This window comes from Pseudomonas sp. MDV22-iso1, assembly GCF_058145095.1.
In genome coordinates this window covers 31,244-52,677 of the sequence record NZ_JBYVMF010000013.1, presented here as the reverse complement: position 1 = coordinate 52,677, position 21,434 = coordinate 31,244, and the positions used below count along the sequence as shown (strand labels likewise).

General features: G+C 59.3%; 20 protein-coding genes and 1 pseudogene. 9 read left to right on the top strand and 12 right to left on the bottom strand.

Translation table 11 applies throughout. The features are described 5' to 3' along the window. Positions 1-195 precede the first annotated feature (195 nt). Positions 196-1,689, bottom strand: a complete 1,494-nt coding sequence (arcD, locus tag AC3ZVB_RS16135) for an arginine-ornithine antiporter (RefSeq protein WP_490147108.1) — start codon at positions 1,687-1,689, stop codon at positions 196-198. Between the two features lie 282 nt (positions 1,690-1,971). On the opposite strand from arcD, the gene AC3ZVB_RS16130 reads away from it, so the two are divergent. Beyond that, positions 1,972-4,254 carry a heavy metal translocating P-type ATPase gene (locus AC3ZVB_RS16130; RefSeq protein WP_490147107.1) on the top strand — a complete coding sequence of 761 codons (2,283 nt, stop codon included), beginning with the start codon at positions 1,972-1,974 and terminating at the stop codon, positions 4,252-4,254. 212 nt (positions 4,255-4,466) lie between these two features. Here AC3ZVB_RS16130 and AC3ZVB_RS16125 read toward each other — a convergent pair whose 3' ends face one another. Continuing rightward, positions 4,467-4,709, bottom strand: a complete 243-nt coding sequence (locus AC3ZVB_RS16125; RefSeq protein ID WP_490147106.1) for a thioredoxin family protein — start codon at positions 4,707-4,709, stop codon at positions 4,467-4,469. Between the two features lie 22 nt (positions 4,710-4,731). Beyond that, positions 4,732-6,174, bottom strand: coding sequence for a permease (locus AC3ZVB_RS16120; RefSeq protein ID WP_490147105.1), 1,443 nt, complete (start codon positions 6,172-6,174; stop codon positions 4,732-4,734). 235 nt (positions 6,175-6,409) lie between these two features. Between AC3ZVB_RS16120 and AC3ZVB_RS16115 the strand changes: the two are divergent. Beyond that, positions 6,410-6,508, top strand: a pseudogene (locus AC3ZVB_RS16115) (thermostable hemolysin); the annotation flags it as partial. Positions 6,509-6,539: 31 nt separating this feature from the next. Here the strand turns inward: AC3ZVB_RS16115 and AC3ZVB_RS16110 are convergent. From AC3ZVB_RS16110 to AC3ZVB_RS16080, 7 genes are all read right to left on the bottom strand, one after another. Then, positions 6,540-7,637, bottom strand: a complete 1,098-nt coding sequence (locus AC3ZVB_RS16110) for an ArsO family NAD(P)H-dependent flavin-containing monooxygenase (protein WP_490147104.1) — start codon at positions 7,635-7,637, stop codon at positions 6,540-6,542. A 94-nt stretch (positions 7,638-7,731) separates the two neighbouring features. After that, complete coding sequence (locus tag AC3ZVB_RS16105) at positions 7,732-7,920, bottom strand: YgaP family membrane protein (protein ID WP_490147103.1); 189 nt, start codon at positions 7,918-7,920, stop codon at positions 7,732-7,734. Between the two features lie 13 nt (positions 7,921-7,933). Continuing rightward, positions 7,934-8,353, bottom strand: a complete 420-nt coding sequence (locus AC3ZVB_RS16100; RefSeq protein WP_230148244.1) for a DUF6691 family protein — start codon at positions 8,351-8,353, stop codon at positions 7,934-7,936. A gap of 2 nt (positions 8,354-8,355) precedes the next feature. Further along, complete coding sequence (locus AC3ZVB_RS16095) at positions 8,356-8,790, bottom strand: YeeE/YedE family protein (protein ID WP_490147102.1); 435 nt, start codon at positions 8,788-8,790, stop codon at positions 8,356-8,358. Between the two features lie 42 nt (positions 8,791-8,832). Next, positions 8,833-9,636 carry a sulfite exporter TauE/SafE family protein gene (locus AC3ZVB_RS16090; protein ID WP_490147101.1) on the bottom strand — a complete coding sequence of 268 codons (804 nt, stop codon included), beginning with the start codon at positions 9,634-9,636 and terminating at the stop codon, positions 8,833-8,835. Between the two features lie 28 nt (positions 9,637-9,664). Further along, positions 9,665-11,335, bottom strand: coding sequence for a bifunctional protein tyrosine phosphatase family protein/NAD(P)/FAD-dependent oxidoreductase (locus AC3ZVB_RS16085; RefSeq protein WP_490147100.1), 1,671 nt, complete (start codon positions 11,333-11,335; stop codon positions 9,665-9,667). A gap of 45 nt (positions 11,336-11,380) precedes the next feature. Beyond that, positions 11,381-12,259: an MBL fold metallo-hydrolase gene (locus tag AC3ZVB_RS16080; RefSeq protein ID WP_490147099.1), complete on the bottom strand. Its 879-nt coding sequence runs from the start codon at positions 12,257-12,259 to the stop codon at positions 11,381-11,383. Positions 12,260-12,486: 227 nt separating this feature from the next. On the opposite strand from AC3ZVB_RS16080, the gene AC3ZVB_RS16075 reads away from it, so the two are divergent. The 6 genes from AC3ZVB_RS16075 (at position 12,487) to AC3ZVB_RS16050 (ending at position 17,279) form a co-directional block, all read left to right on the top strand. Beyond that, the gene (locus AC3ZVB_RS16075) at positions 12,487-13,809 is read left to right on the top strand and encodes a sigma-54 interaction domain-containing protein (RefSeq protein ID WP_490147098.1); all 1,323 of its coding nucleotides are present in this window, start codon (positions 12,487-12,489) and stop codon (positions 13,807-13,809) included. 166 nt (positions 13,810-13,975) lie between these two features. After that, on the top strand, positions 13,976-14,152 hold the full coding sequence (gene cydP / locus AC3ZVB_RS16070) for a cytochrome oxidase putative small subunit CydP (protein WP_490147097.1): 177 nt from the start codon (positions 13,976-13,978) through the stop codon (positions 14,150-14,152). Further along, entirely contained in the window at positions 14,149-15,720 is a 1,572-nt protein-coding gene (locus tag AC3ZVB_RS16065; RefSeq protein WP_490147096.1) for a cytochrome ubiquinol oxidase subunit I, read from the top strand. Before cydP ends, AC3ZVB_RS16065 begins: the two co-directional genes overlap by 4 nt. Further along, entirely contained in the window at positions 15,713-16,849 is a 1,137-nt protein-coding gene (gene cydB, locus AC3ZVB_RS16060; RefSeq protein ID WP_490147095.1) for a cytochrome d ubiquinol oxidase subunit II, read from the top strand. The genes AC3ZVB_RS16065 and cydB overlap by 8 nt, the downstream gene beginning before the upstream one ends. Positions 16,850-16,872: 23 nt before the next feature. Continuing rightward, positions 16,873-16,995, top strand: coding sequence for a cytochrome bd-I oxidase subunit CydX (gene cydX / locus AC3ZVB_RS16055; RefSeq protein ID WP_490147094.1), 123 nt, complete (start codon positions 16,873-16,875; stop codon positions 16,993-16,995). Next, positions 16,992-17,279 carry a cyd operon YbgE family protein gene (locus AC3ZVB_RS16050; RefSeq protein WP_490147093.1) on the top strand — a complete coding sequence of 96 codons (288 nt, stop codon included), beginning with the start codon at positions 16,992-16,994 and terminating at the stop codon, positions 17,277-17,279. Before cydX ends, AC3ZVB_RS16050 begins: the two co-directional genes overlap by 4 nt. A gap of 119 nt (positions 17,280-17,398) precedes the next feature. On the opposite strand, the gene AC3ZVB_RS16045 is transcribed toward AC3ZVB_RS16050, so the two are convergent. Beyond that, positions 17,399-17,878 (bottom strand): hypothetical protein, encoded by a 480-nt coding sequence (locus tag AC3ZVB_RS16045; RefSeq protein ID WP_490147092.1) that lies wholly within the window; start codon positions 17,876-17,878, stop codon positions 17,399-17,401. 41 nt (positions 17,879-17,919) lie between these two features. Beyond that, positions 17,920-18,090 (bottom strand): hypothetical protein, encoded by a 171-nt coding sequence (locus AC3ZVB_RS16040; protein WP_490147091.1) that lies wholly within the window; start codon positions 18,088-18,090, stop codon positions 17,920-17,922. 333 nt (positions 18,091-18,423) lie between these two features. On the opposite strand from AC3ZVB_RS16040, the gene AC3ZVB_RS16035 reads away from it, so the two are divergent. Beyond that, on the top strand, positions 18,424-21,264 hold the full coding sequence (locus AC3ZVB_RS16035; protein ID WP_490147090.1) for a cation-translocating P-type ATPase: 2,841 nt from the start codon (positions 18,424-18,426) through the stop codon (positions 21,262-21,264). Positions 21,265-21,434 lie beyond the last annotated feature (170 nt).

Sequence of the window (21,434 nt, the reverse complement as noted above, 5' to 3'; positions counted from 1 at the left end):
ATTCCCTCTACACAACGAGGGCTTACAGGGTCGGGAAACTTAAACGGCATGCGCGCGCGGGTTGTGCGGATATCCTTAGGCAAACCATGGCCGCCTTGAACAGCGACCCAGGTTCGAGATAATCAAAGATGAGCTGGCGGAACTGAACGAAACTCGACCTGGCCTCGACGCTGGCGGCTTCCTGTGGTGCTGCCCCTACAACGACAGCGTCCCGGACCACAGCATCCAGCCGGCGAAGGCTGCCGCCGTCCAGATAATGATCAACAGTCCCGTCTCCGGGCCGCTGAGCGGTTGCCCCTGACGAGCCTTCATGGTGGCCAGGTAAATCAACGAACCGGGGGCGTAGAGCAAAGCGCTGAGCAACATGTATTTAGGCCCGGCGGCATACAGCAGCCACAGGCAATACAGCGAGGCGACCGAGGCGATAGCCATGTCGCGTAGTTGCAGGGCGCGGTGGCCGGCATAGCTCTGGCCCTGCCAGGTCAGCTTCAGCGCATAAAGCCCGCTGAACAGGTACGGCAGCAGAATCATCGAGGTGGCCAGGGAAATCAGCGCGAGGTAACTGGCGCTCGAGTACAGCGTCAGTAACAGGAACAGTTGAATGCAGCCGTTGGTGATCCACAGCGCATTGGCCGGTACACCCTGGGTGTTTTCCACGGCCAGCGCGCCCGGCATGACCTTTTCCTTGGCCGGTGTGAACACCGATTCCGCCGCCAGCAGCGTCCAGGCGAGCAGGGCGCCACCCACCGAAATGATCAAGCCAATGCTGATCAGCACCGCGCCCCATGGCCCGGCTGCGGCCTGAAGCACGCCGGCCATCGAAGGATTTTTCAGTGCGGCCAGTTCAGGTTGTCTGAGAATGCCCAGCGAGAGTAACGACACTGCAATCAACAGCAACAGGGTAATGACAAAGCCGATGACCGTGGCGCGGCCGACATTGGCCCGCTCCGCTGCGCGGGCAGAGAACACATTGGCGCCCTCGATACCGATGAACACCCAGACAGTCACCAACATGGTGCTTTTGACTTGATCGAGGGTGCTGCCCAGCGCGGGCGCCCCCCAGAAGTCGACACTGAAGGTTTCACGCTGGAAAGCCGCTATCACCACACCGATAAACAGCAGCAACGGCACGATCTTGGCCACCGTCGTCAACGCGTTGGCCCGCGCTGCCGTGTGCATGCCCCGCAGAATCATCCAGTGCAATGACCACAGCACCACGGACGCCCCGGCAATCGCAGCTTTGTTATTGCCTTCACCGAACAGGGGGAAGAAATAACTCAGCGCAGCGAACAAAATCACCAGGTAGCTGACGTTGCCGATCCAGGCACTGATCCAGTAGCCCCAGGCTGAGTTGAAACTGAGGTATTCGCCACCCAAGGCGCGGGCGTAGGCGAACACGCCGTTGTCCAGCGCCGGTTGGCGGTTGGACAAGGTCTGATAAACCAGCGCCAGCGACAGCATGCCGACGCCGGTGATCAGCCAGCCAATCAGAATCGCCCCGGCCCCCGCACTGGTCGCCATGTTTTGCGGCAGGCTGAAAATGCCGCTGCCGATCATCGAACCGACCACCAGGGCAATCAGCAGGCTCAAGGACAGACGCTTGGGTTCCACCTTTCGCAAATTGCCTGCAAGGGGGTGGGTGGCAGTCGGCGGGACGACCGGTTGGGTGCCTTGCAGGTGCGTAGCCATGGGAGCCTCCACGAAACGAGAGTTTCTGCACTCATCGAAGGCGATGGTGCGAATGCTGACCCTAATTTCTGCGTGAACGTGCAACGTCGGTTTGATCTAGATCAGTAAGAGGGAAAGCAGCCGATTCATCCGGGCGCAGCCATGACATGTTTTGTGTCCAACGCCTCAATTGCTGCGCACCGGCGGACACGAAAGACATTCGAGTCCTAAGCTCTATCTCGATGAGCGGCAGATGTTTTTACAGCGAGGCATGCGAATCGCTTTTTTGAGGAACTCACTTCGATGCTCAGTAAGTGGCTGGACCCCCTACTATTGCTGCTCACCGCACTGACGCTGCTGGCCGGAGGCGTCGCGCATATTGCGCAGAAACCTGATTGGGCATCGATGTGCTGGGCAGCAGGCAGTCTGGTGATGTCTGCGGTACTGCTCGTTGAAATCGTCAGGCGTCTGGCCCGGCGCGAGGCTGGTGTGGACCTGATCGCGCTGCTGTCGATCACCGCCGCTCTGGTCTTTGAGCAGACACTGGTGGCAGCGGTGATCGCCTTAATGCTGGCGTCCGGGCGGACCCTGGAGTTTTTCACCAAGCAACGCGCCGAGCGCGAGCTTCGTGCGCTTATCGACCGGGCGCCACGTTTTGCCTGGTTACAGGAGGAGGGTGGCTTGCGCAAGATTCCCGTTGAGCAGGTCCAACTGCATCAAACATTGTTGGTGCGACTGGGGGAGGTGATACCGGTCGACGGTCGGCTGCTGAGTCCTGCGGCGATTCTGGATGAATCGGCGCTCAGTGGTGAGTCGTTGCCCGTAACCCGTCGAGAGGGCGAGCAACTGTCCAGTGGCGTGTCCAATGTCGGTGCGCCCATTCTGCTAATCACCACGCGAACGGCCGCGCAGAGTACCTATGCAGGCATAGTGCGGCTGGCCGAGGCGGCACGCCGTTCACGCGCACCCTTCGTTCGCCTGGCCGACCGCTATGCATTGTTCTTCATCCCACTGACGTTGCTGCTTGCCGGATTGGCTTGGTATTTGAGTGGAGATCCTTTGCGAGCGCTGGCAGTGCTGGTGGTGGCCACACCTTGCCCTTTGATTCTGGCTGTACCGATTGCCATCATGTCGGGTATTTCGAGGGCCGCGCGGCGCGGAATCCTGATCAAGGACGGCGTGACCCTGGAAGCGTTGGCCGCAATCAAGCAGGTGTTCCTCGACAAGACCGGCACGCTCACCAGCGGCCATGCCCGTCTGCAGTCGATAGAGGTCAACGGACTGGCCGATCCGCAGCGCCTGCTTGGCCTGGCCGCTTCACTGGCGCAGGCCTCGACGCATCCTGTCTCGCAGGCAATTGTTGAAGCGGCGCATCAGCGTCAATTGCCTCTCAGCGTCCCGCAGGACGTAGAAGAAAGCCCGGGCTCTGGACTTTGTGGGCATGTCGATGGCGTGCAGGTGCGTTTCGGCACGTTGTCTTTTGCTCACAAAGACGCCCCTGGAACTGACTGGGGCGACGCCATGCTACGGCACATGGATTACCTGGCGTGCAGTGGTAGCTTCATCGACGTGGATGGGAAACTCGCGGGCCTGCTGATTTTCTCGGACAACGTTCGGCGCGAAACGCCGCAGACTCTGCGTCGACTGCGCAATAGAGGTATCGAAAAGATCGTCATGCTAACCGGGGACCGCCTGGAAACCGCCGAGATGATTGCGCTGTCCGCCGGGATTGACGAGCTGCATGCCGGGTTGACCCCTGAGGATAAAGTGCGTGCGGTACAGCAAGCGAGCCTGCGCACTAGCACATTGATGGTCGGCGATGGCATCAACGACGCCCCCGCGCTTGCGGCGGCCAATGTCGGTGTAGCCATGGGGGCCAGCGGTGCCACTGCTTCTGCACAAGCCGCTGGTGTTGTGCTGCTGGTGGATCGTCTGGATCGTCTGGTCGAGGCGCTGGACATTGCCCGACGCACCCGCGACATCGCCCGCCAGGGCGTGCTGGTCGGCATGGGAATGTCGTTACTGGCCATGGTGGTGGCGGCCCTCGGTTACCTGCCGCCGCTGATTGGCGCCGTAGTGCAGGAGGGCATCGACGTGGTGATCATCATTAACGCCTTGCGGGCACTGGGGCCGTTGCGGGGGCTGAGAAAACGAAAGCTTACCGCTGAGAATATTGATCGCCTGCAAGCTGAACACCAGCAACTCTCCACCGTACTGAGCGATTTGCACCAACTGGCCAATGACTTCGCCCAGCGCCCACTTGCGCAAGCACAAGCCGACCTGGTGGCGCTGGTCAACAAGCTGCAAACATCACTGGCGCAGCATGAACACGAAGATGAAGACACACTGTACCCCCTGCTGACGCGAAGCCTGCCAGGCGAGGACCCGATGTCTGCCATGAGTCATGTTCACCGGGAGATCTTTCGACTTATCCATTTACTGGCGCGCATGAGTAGCGACTTCAGCGCCGCCCCCGCAACGGAACCGGCTGATGAGATCCAGCATCAATTGATTCGTCTGGATACCCTCGTGCGACTGCATTTTGATCAGGAGGAGGAACTGTTTCGTTATCTGGATTGGCGCTAGAAAAACAAGTCCGGCAAAAGGGGCTGACATGAGTAAGACCAATGATCATCCAGTAAGAACAACGGTTCGACGGGGGGGCACCCAGATGGACTTCAACGACCGGAGATCGGCATGGCCAAGAACTTCCCCATCAACCCCAAGCACCCCGAACGGATCTGTTATCAAACGACTGTCGCGCTGGTGGTGTCATGGACATCTTTAATTTTCAGCCGTCACTGCGCCGCAGAAATCCAGCTCTGGATCTCTGCAACAGTCGGAATCTTTCCGCTGCTGACCACCTTCTCGTTGATCACCAGAGCAGGCGTGGCGAGGATGTCGTAAGTCATCATCTTGCTCATGTCGGTGATCTTTTCGAACTCGGCCTGGATGTTCAGGTTCTGCGCGGCCTCGCGGGCTACCGCTTCCAGTTTCTTGCAGTTGGCACAGCCCGAACCGAGGATCTTGACGTTCAGCATATGCAGCTCCTTCGTGTGTTGGTCAGCTTGCGGTTTGTGTACGTTGAAGGCGGATCAACAGATAGACACTGGCCACTACGAGCAGCCAGGCCGCCATCCCTGCGCCGAGGGTCAGCCAGCCAGTGCCGTCAATCCAGGCGCCAAACAGCAGGCCGGCGACGATGCTGAACGAGGCGACCAGCCCAACGTAAGCGGCGGTCTTCTTGCGGCCAATCACGACGGCCACCATTAGCATGCTCTGCAAGCTCAGTTCAGGATCGGCCATCAGGTAGGCCAGGAGAGGGCCAGGGTGCATGCCCAGATCCAGGAACATCTTGGCAACGGGTACTTCCACCAGGGTTGGGAAGTACATGAATACGCCGAAGCCAACGGCTACGGCATTGGCCAGCACGGAGTTGCTGCCCGCGAGGGCTTCAATCCACTCGGGCTGAATGACCTGGCGCACCATGCCAACAATGAATACGCCCACCACCAGTACCACGAAAATCTGCTTCACGAAGCGCCAGGCTTCCCACAACCAGCTTTGCCAATCTGCGGCGGGCAACTGGCGGGCAAAGTACCAGACGGACAGCATGGTCATGGCAACGGCCAATAGACGCCCCGTGAAGGTAAAGGTCAAGGTGCCGGGTTCTGGTGTCAGGCGCATCGAGGCGATCAGCAAGGTACTGGCGGCCAGACCCAGCGCAACCCATGTCCAGCGATTAGCCCCTTCGGTGATGTTATCCAGGCCGCGCTTGGCGGTGGCGGCGATCATCAGCAGCAGGGCGATGAGCACGGAGCCTTGGAAGCCGACACCTTCCTCGCCCTTGCTGGAATCGAATGGTACCCAGCTAAACAGTGTGTCCTGCCATGCCTGGGCCCAGGACAACGGCATATTGATGCTGAACAGGTCTGCGGTCAGGGGCCAGAGCTTTAGGGTGCCGGCAACCAGCAGGGCCACCAAGGACAGCAGCACGCCCAATGCAGGCCGCGAAACACTGGCTTTCTCGGCGAACAGGGCATCGGACTGTGCGTCGTGGGTCTGGTCGTCCTTCCAGAAAATGGTGGCCATCAGCAAGCCGATGCCGATACCGAACACCAGGCAAAGAATCAAGCGGGCGATGGCAAAGTCCACCCCCAGGATGTTGCCGGTATAGGCCAGGGCCATGATGTTGCCTGCCGGCGCGAAAAACAGAAAGGTGATCGCCGGGCCAATACCTGCGCCTTTGCGATAGACGCCTGCGAACAACGGCACAATAGTGCATGAGCAAACGGCAATCAGAGATCCCGCCAGCGCTGCTGCCGGATAGGACACGTAAACCGGCGCGTGCCGGCCCAGCCAGTGGGTGATGCTGGCTTTGGGTATGAGGGCCGCCATGGCACCGGCAATAAAGAACGCCGGTAACAGGCAGAGCAGCACGTGGGCCGCCAAGTAGGAGGCTAGACTGCCGGCCCCGCCATTGAACAGTTGGAGTACGAGTTCCATGGAGAGCCCTCAGCCCTTAGCGTTACACGCCGAGTGTTCATGATAGTGAAAGGGCGTTGGCGGGTTTTGATCCAGGTCTATGGCACGTAGGAAAACCATGCGCAGTTCGTTGAACCCCAGCACCAGGCTGCCCCATGGCGGAGCCGATCAGCCCTTGCTCGATGGTCAGGGGGACAGCGCTGAAAGCCCGGTGGAGGGGCGGCCATGGACAACCGCCACTTGCAAGCCAATGCCTGGGGCAATAGCGGTGGGATATCTGGCTGCCTGCGATACCGGCAGCGCCCGGCTAAGCATCATCGCGATCACTTATCTGCTGGCCATGGGCGGCCTGGAGTAGGTTGCGTTTAACGGCAATATCGGGCTGGTCAACAGCTTTCAACGCCTCCTGCCGTCGATGGAGCGGCAAGAAAGGCGACTATCTCGCCGACCGTGCTGCGTGCGGTGCGTGTAACGCCGATCAGGGTGGCGGACGCCGACCCCGTCCACTCGCCGTAGCCGACCAGCCACAGCCCGGGCTGTTGTATCGAGTGAGTGCCCTCGACTTCCACGCGGCCTTCATTGTTGAGCACCCCCAGCGTAGCAAGGTGCTGCAGGGCCGGCCTGAATCCGGTGCACCAGATCACCACGTCCACCGCCGATTCGCGGCCGTCGGCCCAGATCACGCCGTTGCGGGTAAAGCGCTCGAAAGGCCTGACGGCCTGAAGGACATTGCGTTCACGGGCCTCGACCACGGGCGGCACCATGACGATGTCACCCAACCCTCCCACCGGTTGGTCGATGACGCGACCTTCCTGCTGGGCCTTCCAACGTTCAGTGGCGCGCTCGAACAACACGCGCCCATCCACTTCGTCGGGAAGAAACAGCGGCTCAACGGGCGTGACCCAAGTGGTCTCGGCGATTTTCGACACCTCGGCCAGAATCTGCGCCCCTGAATTACCGCCACCTACCACCAGGACTTTCTTGCCGGCGAAAGGGGCCGCCTCGACATAGTCCGCAGAGTGCAATTGCCGACCGGCGAATAAGGCAGCATCGGGGTAGCGAGGGATGTAGGGGTGGCTCCAGGTGCCCGTTGCGCTGACCACGACCCGGGCGTCCCATTGCCTGTCCGGGGCGTGTACGCGCAAACCTGTTTCGGTGCGTTCCACACGGGTGATCTGTACCGGCCGCACCACGGGGAATTGATAGCGCTGTTCATACTGTTTGAGGTAGTCGACCACATGGTCTCGCGATGGATAGCCATCCTGTGAGGGGGGCATCATCCAGCCGGGAATCGAACTCCAGGTCGCCGGGGAAAAGAGTCGTAGCGAGTTCCAGCCATGGCGCCAGGCACCACCGGGTTCTTTCTGGGCGTCGAGGATGATGAACGACAGAGGCGTGCGTCGCAGGAAATAGGCCACCGCCAACGCCGCTTGGCCGCCACCGATGATGACTACGTCAAATGTATCGGGCTGTGAGCGGGGCATGACGGCGAATCCTCTGGTTGAGTGAGCCTGTTGCAGGCTGCAAGGGTGACTGGCAAGGTCAATGGCCGTTCCAGGAGAACGGCCATTGCGCGTCTCAGCAACGTTTGCAGGTCTTTATGCCCAACAACGAATAGACCGGACAGAAGCGCATGAAACCGGTGGCCAATGGCACCAGGCCGATCCAGCCCCACGCGCCGATCAAGCCGGTCAGGCTCAGGATGATGAGGACAAGCCCCGCGGCAATACGTGCGCCCCGGTCAATGGTTCCAATGTTGGCTTTCATGGCAATCTCCCGATCAATGACCGCGCCGGGTTTCCAGCGCGGTGAACAACAACATGCCTGCCAACATGGCCAGCATGAACACAAAGGCCTGCCAGTGCCCGGTCAGCAGGATGGCCACGGCGGGGCCAGGGCAGATGCCGGCGATGCCCCAGCCGATGCCAAACACCAGGCTGCCGCCGATCAGGCGCGGATCCAGTTCCCGCTTGACCGGCAGCTGCATGGGGCTCCCCAGCAGCGAATGAGTCTGTTGGCGCGCCCAGGCCAGGGGGACGATGGCGGTGCCGATCGCGCCGATCATCACCAACGCCAGGGACGGGTCCCAGGTGCCGGCCAGATCTAGAAATCCCAACACCTTTTTCGGGTTGGCCATGCCTGCCAGGAGCAGCCCGAGGCCAAAGAGCAGGCCGGCGATGAATGCCGTCAGTTTGCGCATGTTCAACCCCCCATCACGTGACGCAGGACAAACACCGTGCCGAAACCGCTGAGCATGAAACACGCGGTGGCGACCATCGAGCGCGGTGAAAGGCGTGACAGGCCACACACGCCATGGCCACTGGTGCAGCCCGAACCGTAACGAGTGCCGATCCCCACCAACAGGCCGGCGACGGTGAGGCCGAGCCAGCCGTTCTGGAACTCGATCGGCGGCAAGGTGGCAAACACGCCCCATAACAGCGGCGCGACGAGCAGGCCCAGGAGAAACAGCGCCTTCTCGGGCAACCCTTCGCTGCCTCGCTGCAGCAGGCTGCCGATCAGCCCACTGATGCCGGCGATCCGTCCGTTGGCGACCACGAACAGGCTGGCCGCCAAGCCAATCAACATGCCGCCGGCCAGGGATGCCCACGGCGTAAAGTTGAGCCAGTCAATATTCATCAGGGTTCTCCGCTACACATCGATGATTTTCCACCCGGTTATTCACCCCAGGACCTTTACCAGCAGGGCGACCGCTACCAGCGTCGACACCAGGGCGAAGCCTCTTTGCAGATAGGGTTCCGGCAACCTCGCGGCGACCAGGCGCCCGCCGAGCATGCCGACGATGGCCCCCACAGAAAAGGGTAGCGCTATTGGCCATTGCAGGTGGCCCATCGCCGAACTCGCCAGCACTCCTGACAAAGAAACCAAAGCGATCACGGTCAGCGACGTGGCGAGCACCGACTGCGTGGTCAAGTTGGTGTACCGCTGGAGCGCCGGAACCATGACGAAACCACCGCCCACGCCGAGCAGTCCGGAAAGAACCCCGGCGACCATCCCCGAAGCCGTGAGTGCCCAGGCACAAGGGCCGGTCCAGTTCAGCTTGCCGCGATTTTCGTCCAGAACACAGGGCGGCGGTTTGCGTGTTTCGGATGACTTTGCCCTGACATGAGCGGGCAATGATTTTTGCAATGCCCGAAACGCCACGTACATCAGCAACAAGGCAAACAGGATCGTCAACGGATGGTTAGGCGTGCGCTGCGCCAACCAAAGGCCCAGCGGAGAGCAGATGACGCCCGCACTGGCTGTCAGCAGTGCAGCCTTGTAGCGCACGATGCCATTGCGCAGGCCCATCACGGCGCCCAGGGTGGCAGCCAGGCCCACCGCCAGCAAACCAATGGGCCCGGCTTCGGCGATGCTCAAGTCCACGCCAAAAACCAGGAACGGGACCGCGAGTATGCCGCCGCCGGCACCGGTCAGCGCCAGGATCACGCCCACTGTAAAGCCCAGTACCAAGACTGCGATCATCTCGGTCTCCTGGAGCAGAGGTTTGTTTTCATAGGTCCGCCAATTCAGGTTTCGCCAGCCATTCACGGCCCTTGAGCATGGCTTTCCAATACAGCGGCGGAAGAATTCGCTCTTTAAGTAGCCAGGCGAGTCTCGATGGCCGAGTACCGTCGATCAGCCAGGACGGGAAGCTGGGGGCAAGCTTGCCGCCATAGGTGAACTCAGCGAGAACGACTTTGCCCCGTTCCACGGTCAGCGGGCAGGAACCGTAGCCGTCGTAATGGGCAGTGCCCTTGGCCTTGCCCATGGCCGCCAGCACATTATGGGCGACCACGGGCGCCTGCTTGCGCGCCGCCGCTGCGGTCTTTGCGTTGCTGGTATTGGTCGCATCGCCCAGTGCGTGAATATTCGCCCAGGTTTTATGCCGCAAGCTGTCGGGATCGACATCAACCCAGCCCACCCCATCGGCCAGAGGGCTTACGCGGATAAAATCCGGCGCAACCTGCGGGGGCACCACATGCAGCAGGTCGAAGTCGTGGGTCACCAGGTGAGTACTGCCGTCGGCCTTGACGCACCTGAAGGTCGCCGTTTGTGCCGGTCCATCGACAGACGTCAGCGTACTGCCGAAATTCAGGTCGATCCCATAGGTGTGGACGTACTCCATCAGGGCCGGCACGTAGTCGGGAACGCCGAACAGGACTGTTCCAGCGGTGCAGAAATCGATCTCGATATCGCCGAGTACCCCTTGGCGTCTCCATTGGTCGGCGCACAGGTACATTGCTTTTTGAGGGGCCCCAGCGCATTTGATCGGCATGGGCGGCTGCGTGAAAATGGCCCGGCCACTGCGCAGTTGCTGCACCTGTTCCCAGGTGTAGGGGGCCAGGTGGTACAGATAGTTCGAGGTGACGCCGTTGCGCCCCAGTGTCTGCGGTAAGCCTTCTATGGCATGCCAATCCAGTTTAAGGCCCGGGCATACGATCAACTGCTCGTATCGGACCACTCTGCATCCATCGAGAATAATGGCGTCGTTTTCAGGTTCGAAAGCAGCGACAGCCGCTTTGATCCAATGCACGCCCCGGGGAATGGTTCCGCCCATCGTGTGGGCCGTTTTGTGCGCGTCGAAGACGCCACCGCCGACGAGGGTCCAGCCGGGTTGGTAATAATGCACATCCGCCGGATCGATGATGGCAATGTCCAGGCCTGGCTCGCGTGCCAATAGGCTTGAAGCCGCCGCGATGCCCGCCGCGCCGCCGCCGACGATGACCACCGCATGTCGGGCCTCGGCCACGCCAACAGGCGTGCATCCCTCGTTGGCAATTCTGCGAATGACGCCTTTCATGTCGAAGCCGGCTTTGCTGGCCGTTTCGACAATCTGTGGCAAGGGCTGCTGGCCGGCCTGGGACAGTGCCCACATCGTCGTCGAGCGCATGCCGGAGCGGCAATACGCCAACACTGGCTTGGGCAAGGACTCGAACAATTTGCCAAAGGCAACGCCCTGTTCGTCGGTCACCTTGCCGGACTCTGCGGCAAGGTAGTGCGCTTCGATGCCTATCGCTTGTGCAGCACGTTTGATGTCGGCAAACAACGGTTGATCGCTGCCTTCACCATCAGGGCGGTTACAGATGATGGAGCGATAGCCGCTGTTTTTTAACTCACTCAATTGTTCGGGCTGAATTTGCCCTGATATCGAGAGGCCGGACGCAAGGTGGCGGATGTCCATGAATGTCTCCGTGATGACGATTTTTCTTATAGGGGAGGGGGGGCGTCAAAGCCGGTTGAGCGGGATTTTCAGGTAGTGCGTCCCGTTCGATTCCGGCTCCGGGAAATGCCCGGCCCGCATGTTGACCTGGACCGAGGGCAGGATGAGTGTCGGCATGTCCAGCGAGGCATCGCGCTGCGTGCGCATCGCCACGAATGCTTCTTCACTGATGCCGTTACGGACGTGGACATTGTCGGCACGTTGCTCGGCGACGGTGCTGGAAAATTGCACCTCGCGGTTACCGGGTTGGTAATCGTGACAGGTGTAGAGGAGGGTATTGGACGGCAGACTCAAAACCTTGTTGATGGATCGGAACAAGGTATGCGCGTTGCCCCCAGGGAAGTCACACCGTGCGGTGCCGTAGTCGGGCATGAACAAGGTGTCGCCAACGAATGCCGCCGTTTCCTGGCCGTCGCTGATGACATACGTCATGCAGGCGGGGGTGTGGCCCGGTGTGTGAAGCGCCCGGCATTGCAGCGTTCCGATCGTGAACGACTCGTCATTGACGAACAGATGATCGAACTGACTGCCATCGCGGGGCATCTCCCGATCTGTGTTGAACAGCAGGCCAAAGACTTCCTGCACGGCGGCGATCTGGCTGCCGATCCCTATTGTGCCGCCGAGTTTTTCCTTCAGGTACGGGGCGGCGGTGAGGTGGTCAGCGTGAACGTGGGTTTCAAGAATCCATTCGACCTTCGCCCCAAGCTCGATCACTCGGGTCACTAGCTTATCGGCCGAGGTAGTTGCGGTACGGCCTGATTTGGGGTCGTAATCCAGGACGCTGTCGATCAATGCGCACTGGCGGGTCGCGTCGTCCAGCACCAGATAGCTGACAGTGTGGGTCTCTGGATCGAAAAATCCTTCGACGTACGGTTTTACGGTCATAAACGGTCTCCTTCGCGCTCTCGTCGAGTGGCTTGAAGAACAGACAAAGCAATAATGTTGCCATGTTGAATCCAGCTTGTTTTGTAAGGCTAACATTATGATTCTATTGATTTTAAATTCATAAATGCCGACAAGGCATCTTCCGATGCCCAGACAATTAACTGCCATTGGCAGTGTTTGTTGGCATAGTGGCAGTGTCACCCCTGCGATAATTCACTGGAGCCGCGATGACGCACAGCCTGCCGCCCACCCAATACCTGATTCCCCGCCCAGATCAGGTGCAATCCCTGGTCTCGTTTCTCGAACACGAGCCCCAGCCGATGATCGTCCTCGATCCTGATTACAACATTCTGGCGGCGAACACGGCTTACCTGCGTCAGTTCGGCAGCGCCGACAAGCCGTTCATTGGCCATAAGTGTTATCGGGTTTCCCACCACTACGATGTGCCTTGTGACCAGGCCGGCGAGAATTGCCCGATGAAAAAGGCCAGGGAGATGCGCAGTCCGGATCGGGTCTTGCACATTCATCACACACCGCGCGGGCCCGAACACGTCGATGTGGAACTGCGTCCGATCCTGAATGAGCATGGCGTCATCAGCGCTTATGTGGAGCGTCTTACCTTGGTGCGTAGCGCATCGGCCCGGCCCAGCAATGAGGGGTTGGTGGGCAGTTCGCCGGCCTTTAATCAGGCGTTGTTGGAACTGCAGCGGGTAGCGCCCTCGATGCTGCCGGTGCTGCTGCTGGGAGAGTCGGGCACCGGCAAGGAGCTGTTTGCCCGCGCTGTCCATGAAACCAGTGAGCGGGCGGCGGGGCCTTTTGTCGTGGTGGATTGTTCCGGGTTGACCGAAACCTTGTTCGAAAGCGAATTATTCGGCCATGAGAAGGGTGCGTTTACCGGTGCCACCGTGCGCAAGGTGGGCCTGGTGGAGACGGCCCAGGGCGGTACGCTGTTTCTCGATGAGATAGGCGACGTTCCCCTGGCCATGCAGGTGAAGCTGTTGCGATTGATTGAGTCTGGAACCTATCGCCGTGTCGGCAGTGTGGAAACCCTGCACGCGGATTTCAGGTTGGTGGCCGCGACCCATAAGCCATTGGAAAAAATGCTCGAGAGAGGCGAGTTCAGACAGGACCTGTACTACCGCATCAGCGTTTTCCCTATCCATTTACCACCCTTGCGTCATCGCCTTGAAGACATCGGCTTGTTGGTGGATTCATTCCTTCAACGTTCCGGCATTGGTAAGCGTCGGCTGAGCATCGATCCCGAAGCGCTGATGCAATTGCAGCGGTTTGCCTGGCCGGGCAACATCCGCGAGCTGCGCAATGTCCTGGAAAGAGCGGCACTGTTTGCCGACGACGGCGTCATTCACGCCTTGCATCTGCCCGCGCCCCCCGTGACGTTGCCCGCCCCAGCCGTGATGCCTGCGCCCGACAGCAGTGACCTGGAACAGCTAGTGGCGACTTTCAAAGGCACCCGCAGCGAACTGGCCAGACACCTGGGCGTGAGTGAACGCACGTTATACAGACGGTTGAAGGAGCAGGGCCTGGCCTGATCGTCATGGAGTTCCGACTGCCAAAGACTGCCAGCCCCTGGCAGTTTGGCAGGTTCTGTTCCCTCCAAACCAAGCGATGAGCGCCGGTGCTTATCAATAAGTCATTGTTTTATATAAGTAAATAATAAATTCAGGCGTTGGCACGAGCCGTGCTAATGCTTGCTCCATGACTATTTTCGATAAACGACTGCGTCGCCATCTGCTCACAGCAGTGCTGATCAAACTGATCGTACTGACAGTGCTGTGGTGGCTGTTCATCAAGGATTCGCGCGTCAGCGTCGACTCGAACACCATCAGTGACAGGTTCGGCGTACCCACCTCGGTTCAAGGGGCAAGCAAGTGATCTCAGAACAACTGGTGGATTTGTCACGGCTGCAATTCGCAGCCACTGCGCTGTACCACTTTCTGTTTGTGCCGCTCACCGTGGGGATGGTGTGGCTGTTGGTCATCATGGAAAGCGTCTACGTGATGACCGGCAATGTCATCTGGAAGGACATGACTCGCTTCTGGGGAAAATTGTTCGGTATCAACTTCGCGTTGGGCGTGACCACCGGCATCACGCTGGAGTTTCAGTTCGGCACCAACTGGGCGTATTACTCGCACTACGTCGGGGACATCTTCGGTGCTCCGCTGGCCATCGAGGGCCTGATGGCGTTCTTTCTTGAATCGACCATGATCGGGTTGTTTTTTTTCGGTTGGGATCGCCTGAAGAAAGAACATCATTTGCTGGTCACGCTGTTGATGGCCATCGGCACAAACCTGTCGGCGCTGTGGATTCTGATCGCCAATGGGTGGATGCAGAACCCGGTGGGCTCGGAATTCAGTTACATCACCATGCGCATGGAGATGGTGGACTTCTGGGCCGTGGTCTTCAACCCGGTGGCGCAGGCCAAGTTTGTCCACACGGTGTCTGCAGGCTATGTCACCGGCTCGATGTTTGTGTTGTCGATTTCCAGTTGGTACTTGCTCAAGGGGCGTGATGTCGAGTTCGCCAAGCGCAGTTTCCGGGTGGCGGCCGCCTTCGGCCTGGCTTCGGTGCTGAGTGTCATCGTCCTGGGGGATGAGTCGGGTTACACGGTGGGAGAGGCGCAGGAAACCAAGCTGGCGGCCATGGAGGCCATGTGGGAAACCAAACCCGCGCCGGCGGGCTTGACCCTGGTGGCCAGCATCAATGAAGCCGAGTCCAGAAATAATTGGGAACTTGATGTGCCGTGGGTGATGGGCTTGATCGGCACACGTTCGGTCAGCAAGCAGATTCCGGGTATCCATGACATCAAGGCGAAAAACCGCGCGCGCATTCTGCGGGGCATTACCGCCGTCAATGCGCTTGAAGCGCTTCGAGCCGATCGCACCGATAAGGCCGCGTTCGATACCTTCGAAGCGTACAAGGCCGACCTGGGCTTTGGCCTGCTGCTTAAAAAGTACGTCGAGGATGTCAACCAGGCCACGCCGGCCATCATCGACAAAGCGGTGAACGATACGGTACCGCGCGTGACCCCGATGTTCTGGGGGTTCCGGATCATGGTCGGCCTGGGCTTTGCCATGCTCGTGCTTTTCGGGCTGGCCTTCTGGAGCACCTTGAAGTCGAACGGCGCACATCATCGCGGATTACTGCGCTGCGCACTGTTGATGCTGCCTGCGCCGTGGCTTGCCTGCGAACTGGGCTGGTTCGTGGCCGAATACGGCCGCCAACCCTGGACCATCTACGGTGTGTTGCCGACCCACATGAGCGTCTCCACCCTCAGCGTCGATAACCTGTATGGCTCTCTGGCTGGGTTCGTCGTTTTCTACACCGTGCTGCTGGCGGTGGAAATGTTCCTGATGGTCAAGTTTGCCCGCCAGGGGCCCGGCAGCCTCGGCACCGGTCGTTATGTCCACGACGCCAAGTTGAAGGAGCTTCATCATGCTTGATTACTTCACGCTCAAGATCATCTGGTGGGCGCTGGTCGGCGTCCTGCTCATAGGTTTCGCCATCATGGACGGCCACGACATGGGCGTCGGCACGCTGCTGCCGTTCGTGGGTCGCAATGACATGGAACGCCGTGTCGTGATCAACACCGTGGGCCCGCATTGGGATGGCAATCAGGTCTGGTTCATTACGGCTGGCGGCGCGTTGTTCGCCGCATGGCCGGTGGTCTATGCCACGGCGTTCAGCGGATTCTATTGGGCGATGATCCTGGTGCTCTGGGCATTGTTTTTCCGCCCGGTGGGTTTCGACTACCGCAGCAAGATCCACCACCCGGTGTGGCGCAGTACCTGGGATTGGGGACTTTTCGTGGGTGGGGCTGTGCCGCCGCTGGTATTCGGCATCGCGTTTGGCAACCTGCTGCAGGGCGTACCGTTTCACTTCAATGAGTACCTGGTGTCAACGTATACCGGCAGCTTCTGGCAATTGCTCAACCCTTTCGCGCTGCTGACCGGCGTGGTCAGCAGCGCCATGATTACGCTGCAAGGGGGCACGTACCTGGCCCATCGCACGGAGGGCAGCATTCAGTCCCGGGCGATAAAAGGCGCGGTAGGCGCTGCGTTTGTGCTGGTGTGTTCGTTCGTCGTAGCGGGTGTCTGGCTGCAATGGATCGAGGGGTATCGCATCACGTCAATCGTGGATGCTGCCGGGTTGCCTGACATTCTCGGCAAGTCGGTCGTGAGGGAGGCGGGGGCCTGGATGGCCCACTATGGTCGCTATCCTTGGCTGTGGCTGCTGCCCGCGCTTGGACTGGCCGGCGCAACCGGTGCGGCGCTGTTGCTGATGAGGCGACGTACCCTTTGTGCGTTCGTTGCGTCATCGCTTGCGGTGGTCGGCGTCATCGGTACGGCAGGGGTATCGATGTTCCCCTTTGTCATGCCGTCCTCATCGATGCCAGCGGCAAGCCTGACCGTATGGGACAGTGTTTCCAGTCACCTGAGCCTGGCCATCATGTTCTGGGCCACGTTGTTCTTCATGCCATTGATTGTGATCTATACCGCTTGGGCGTATCGCGTCATGCGGGGCAAGGTCACGGCCACCCAGATCACCGCCAACGAGCATTCGGCGTACTAGTGTCGACATAGGAGTAACGCAATATGTGGTATTTCGCCTGGATGCTGGGAGTCGGTTTTGCACTGCTGCTGGCGATACTCAATGCAATGTGGGGTGAGAACGAGGCCGGTCGGGCCATGAGTGACCCTGACGAGGCGCAGCCATGACGCCGAATGTCGCTGACGTCCAGCCCTCTTCACGGCTTGATCGGCTGAGCCTGGCTGTCGCGGTGACGATCATGCTGGCTTGTACGCTCTACCCGCCACTGATGACGGCGCCGGATGGGAAAGCCGACCATGCGCTGGCAACGGCATTGTTCATCGCCATGAGCGTGGCCTTTGTAAGAGGGGTGGGGTTCATTCCGCGCAGGCTGGTCTTGCGCAGTATGTTTTCGGGCTGGACCTGCTGGGTGGCACTTGTGCTTGCCGGCGGGTTGAAGCTCTTGCATTGAGGCCTGATGACACGCCCCGCGATGAGTACACGGTTATTGAAAACCTCATCTGCCGACAGGGCAGGTGGGGCGGGCAGGACTTGGAGGCAAGGCGCTGCCCGGGGCTCCGGGAGACGGGTCTAGCGAGCTGGCGTGCCCATGTGCTGCTGGTGTTGCATCATCTGCTCCATCATCATTTGTTGCATCCCCATGTAGTTGTCCATCATGTACTGATGCTGCTTCATCTGCTCAGGCGTCATCTGGGAATAGTGGTTGCCCATTTGTTTCCAACCCATCATCGGGCCGTGCCCCTTCATGTGGCCGCCCATCATGCCGCCCCTCATCATCCCATTCATCATCTGCATGCCTTGCTGCATCGTAGCCTGGTGCTCTTGCATGAGTTTCTGGCGTTGCGCCGGATCGGTGGTTTTCTGGATCAGGCTCATTTGCTCATGCATCTTCTTCAGGTTTTCCTGGGTCTTCGCCATATCCTGATCAAATTGCTCAATGCTCATCGACTGCGGCGTCGGTTTGGCGGCGTCGGTGTCTTGCTGGGCAAAGGTCAGCGTGGGGGAAAGCACCGCGGTCAGGGCGAGGGCGGCGAATCTGGATGCGTTCATGGTTCAGGTCCTTGCAGGGTGGATGGGCAGGGGAGTGATCGTCACGGTTGACGATCAGACTCGGTTAAACGCAGTCGAATCTGTTTTTCAATCTCGATGATGACGAACAGCGCAATGCCGACCGCGATGGCGCTAATCAGGTTGATCCACAGGATCTGTATCGCCGTGACTGGCAATGTAAGACCAAACAGTAGCGCGACAATCAGGGGCATTGTCTCGCCCGCGTTGGTGGGTAACGTCCAGCTCAGCACTTTCTTGATGTTGCCTTGGTGGACGTTCTGCCAAGTACCCTTGGCAGGCGCCGGGGTCGTGCCATTGGTGATGAACCATACGGTTCATTCCTTTGTACGCCGCTGGCGGCCTTTGAATCTGATATAGATCAGGCAACCGTGAAGTGGCGCGCTCATACTCTCTATCCAGAACGAGTTGGACGTCTAACTGTTCGAGTGATCAGGTGGTATCGGCCACGAATATTTAAGCTTTCTTTAAGGCCAGTATTTTTGCCGGACGCGATCACTGACCACTGCGTTGTAAAAGGGGATGCAATGAGTAGCGCCGTTGAGCCTGACAATCGCTATATCGCTTCTCCATACCTCGAAGAAGTCGAATTGATTGTCCATAGGCTGGACTCTGACATCCGTGTGGGCTTGACCAATGCACAAGCTGAAATACGCTTGACCCGTGACGGGGCCAATGAGCTACGCACTCAACCCGTCAAACCGGCCTGGCACTACTTGCTGGCGCAATTTCGGGATCCGCTGGTTTATTTACTGCTAGTCGCAGTGGCTATCACCTTGGGAACCTGGCTCCTTGTCGATGGCCGCGAATGGCCCGTCGATGCCTTGGTCATCACACTTATTGTGCTCGCGAATGCGTTCCTGGGGTTCTTCCAGGAAGCCCGCTCGCAGCGAGCCGTTGCTGCGTTGGCCAGACTGACTCAAACCACTTCCTCAATCATCCGCGAAGGAATGTTGTCGCGTATCCCCAGTCACCAACTGGTTGTCGGTGATCTTCTCGTATTATCCGAAGGCGACTCGGTGGGCGCCGATGCTCGTCTTGTTCAGGCCAATGCCCTGCGAGTACTGGAAGCGTCGCTGACCGGCGAGAGTGGGGCGGTCTCAAAAAATGCAGTACCTTTACGCGCCGAAACCCCGTTGGCAGAGCGCTCCAATATGGTGTTTAAAGGCACCGCCATCGCCCAGGGTTCGGGCCTCGGCGTCGTCACTGCAATCGGTATGGCGACCGAGGTCGGGACGATAGCTCATCTGCTGGATGTCACGCCGGAGGAAGTGACACCTCTGCAAAGAGAAGTACGCAAAATAGGGCGGATGCTCGGCATTGCCGTTCTGGTTATCGCTTGCGTTGTCGTCGCGACCGTACTGATGCTCACAGATATTCACGGTGTTGACGATGTATTGCGGGTTCTCCTGTTAGGGGTGTCCTTGGCGGTGGCCGCGGTACCCGAAGGGCTGCCCGCCGTTATGTCACTGGTACTCGCGTTCGGTGTGCAACGAATGGCTCGCAACAAAGCCATAATCAAACACCTGTCCTCCGTGGAAACCCTAGGGTCTGCATCGATCATCTGCACCGACAAGACTGGCACGCTGACTCGTTCCGAAATGACCATCCAGCAAACCATGACGGCATCCGGAAAAGCCGAGGTCAGCGGTGTCGGTTACACCCCGCAGGGTCAGATTCACCACCAAGACCTGCCCATGACCTGTGGCCCGGTGCACAGCGAAATTGTGCTGTTGTTGCATGGCGGAAGCCTGGCCGGCAATGCCGCACTTGGGCAACAGGAAGACGGCACATGGGGGATTCAGGGAGATCCGACCGAAGGGGCCTTTCTGGTAGCAGAGCGCAAACTTGATGCGCCTGCACGCAGTGTTGAACGCTTCGAACGATTGGCGGAAATACCGTTTACCTCTGATCGAAGAATGATGTCGGTGTTGGTCATCGATCATGAACACAACGATGAGCGACTGTTGATCAGCAAGGGGGCACCGGATGTACTGCTTCAACATTGCACACATGTTCAGGTCGGCATGGATGTAGTGCCTCTAAACGATGTCCTTCGCGCAAAAGCCGTGGCCGATGTGAATGAGTTGTCGGGTGCCGCGTTGCGCACGCTTTCCGTGGCGTACCGTCCTTTAGAGGCCGACGAGGATGTCACCGCCGGTGCGGCGCTGGAGAAAGCGCTTGTTTTCATCGGAACGGTCGGCATTATCGACCCACCGCGCAAAGAAGTCGCACCGGCTATATCTGAGGCGCATCGTGCAGGTATCCGCATCATCATGATCACCGGCGACCACCCGCGGACGGCGACCCGCATCGCCGAGGACCTGGGCATTATCCAGGCCGGTGCAGGGGCGTTGACCGGGGCTGATCTGGATCAGCTGGACGACGCGGCTTTGGCCGAAGTAGTCAAATCGACCTCTGTTTACGCACGAGTGGCACCTTCGCAGAAACTGAGGATTGTCGATGCGCTTCAGGCGCAGGGGCATGTAGTGGCAATGACGGGCGATGGGGTTAACGACGCGCCGGCACTGAAGTCAGCCGATATCGGCATAGCCATGGGTATTTCAGGAACGGAGGTTACCAAGCAAGCGGGGAAAATGATTCTGGCTGACGATAACTTCGCAACCATCGTGTTGGCCGTTCGCGAAGGACGTGGAATTCTGGACAATATTCGCAAGTTTCTTCGCTACTTACTGTCGTCCAACATGGGAGAAGTACTGACGGTCTTCCTTGCCGTCGTAGGCGCAGGCGTCGTCGGCCTGGTGGATGAGAAGGGCGGGATCATTCTGCCACTTTTGGCCACCCAGATTCTGTGGATCAACTTGATCACTGATGCAGCGCCTGCTATCGCCATGGGGCTTGATCCGTGCAGCGAGGATGTCATGACGCGCGCCCCACGCAGACCGACGGATCGAATCATAGATACCCGTATGTGGGTGGGCGTGGTCCAGGTGGGGCTGGTCATGGCGTTGGCGAGTTTATTAACGGTCGACTGGATGCTGCCGGGAGGGTTGATACCAGGTGATGCGTCGCTGTCTGAGGCACGCACGGGCGCTTTTACCGTCCTTGTATTAGCGCAGCTGTTTAACGCGTTGAGCGCGCGCTCGGAGTCCACCAGTGCATTTGCCGGCCTGTTCGCCAATCGATGGCTCTGGGGGGCCATTGTCCTGGCGATGGTCTTGCAGATTGCAGTGGTGCACCTGTCGCCACTCAACAGGGCGTTCGGCACGAGTGCATTGACGCTCAGCCAGTGGGGCCTTTGTCTGGCAATGGCCAGCCTGGTCTTCTGGTTTAGCGAGCTGCGCAAGCTGTGTAGTCGTTGGCACAGTGGAAGGCAAGAAGACGGGACACAGCTTCACTCAAGTTGATCAAGATCAAGCGGCGTTCGCCGATCGGCGCCATTTTTTTGATAAACATGGGCGAGATATGCGGTCATGACAGACAACAAGCTCATCAGAAGCGGGGCTCCCGTGGCGCGGGGCCAGGGTAGAGTTGTGGTGCCCGGATTATTAATCTTGCCGGGCACGGCGCCTCGCAG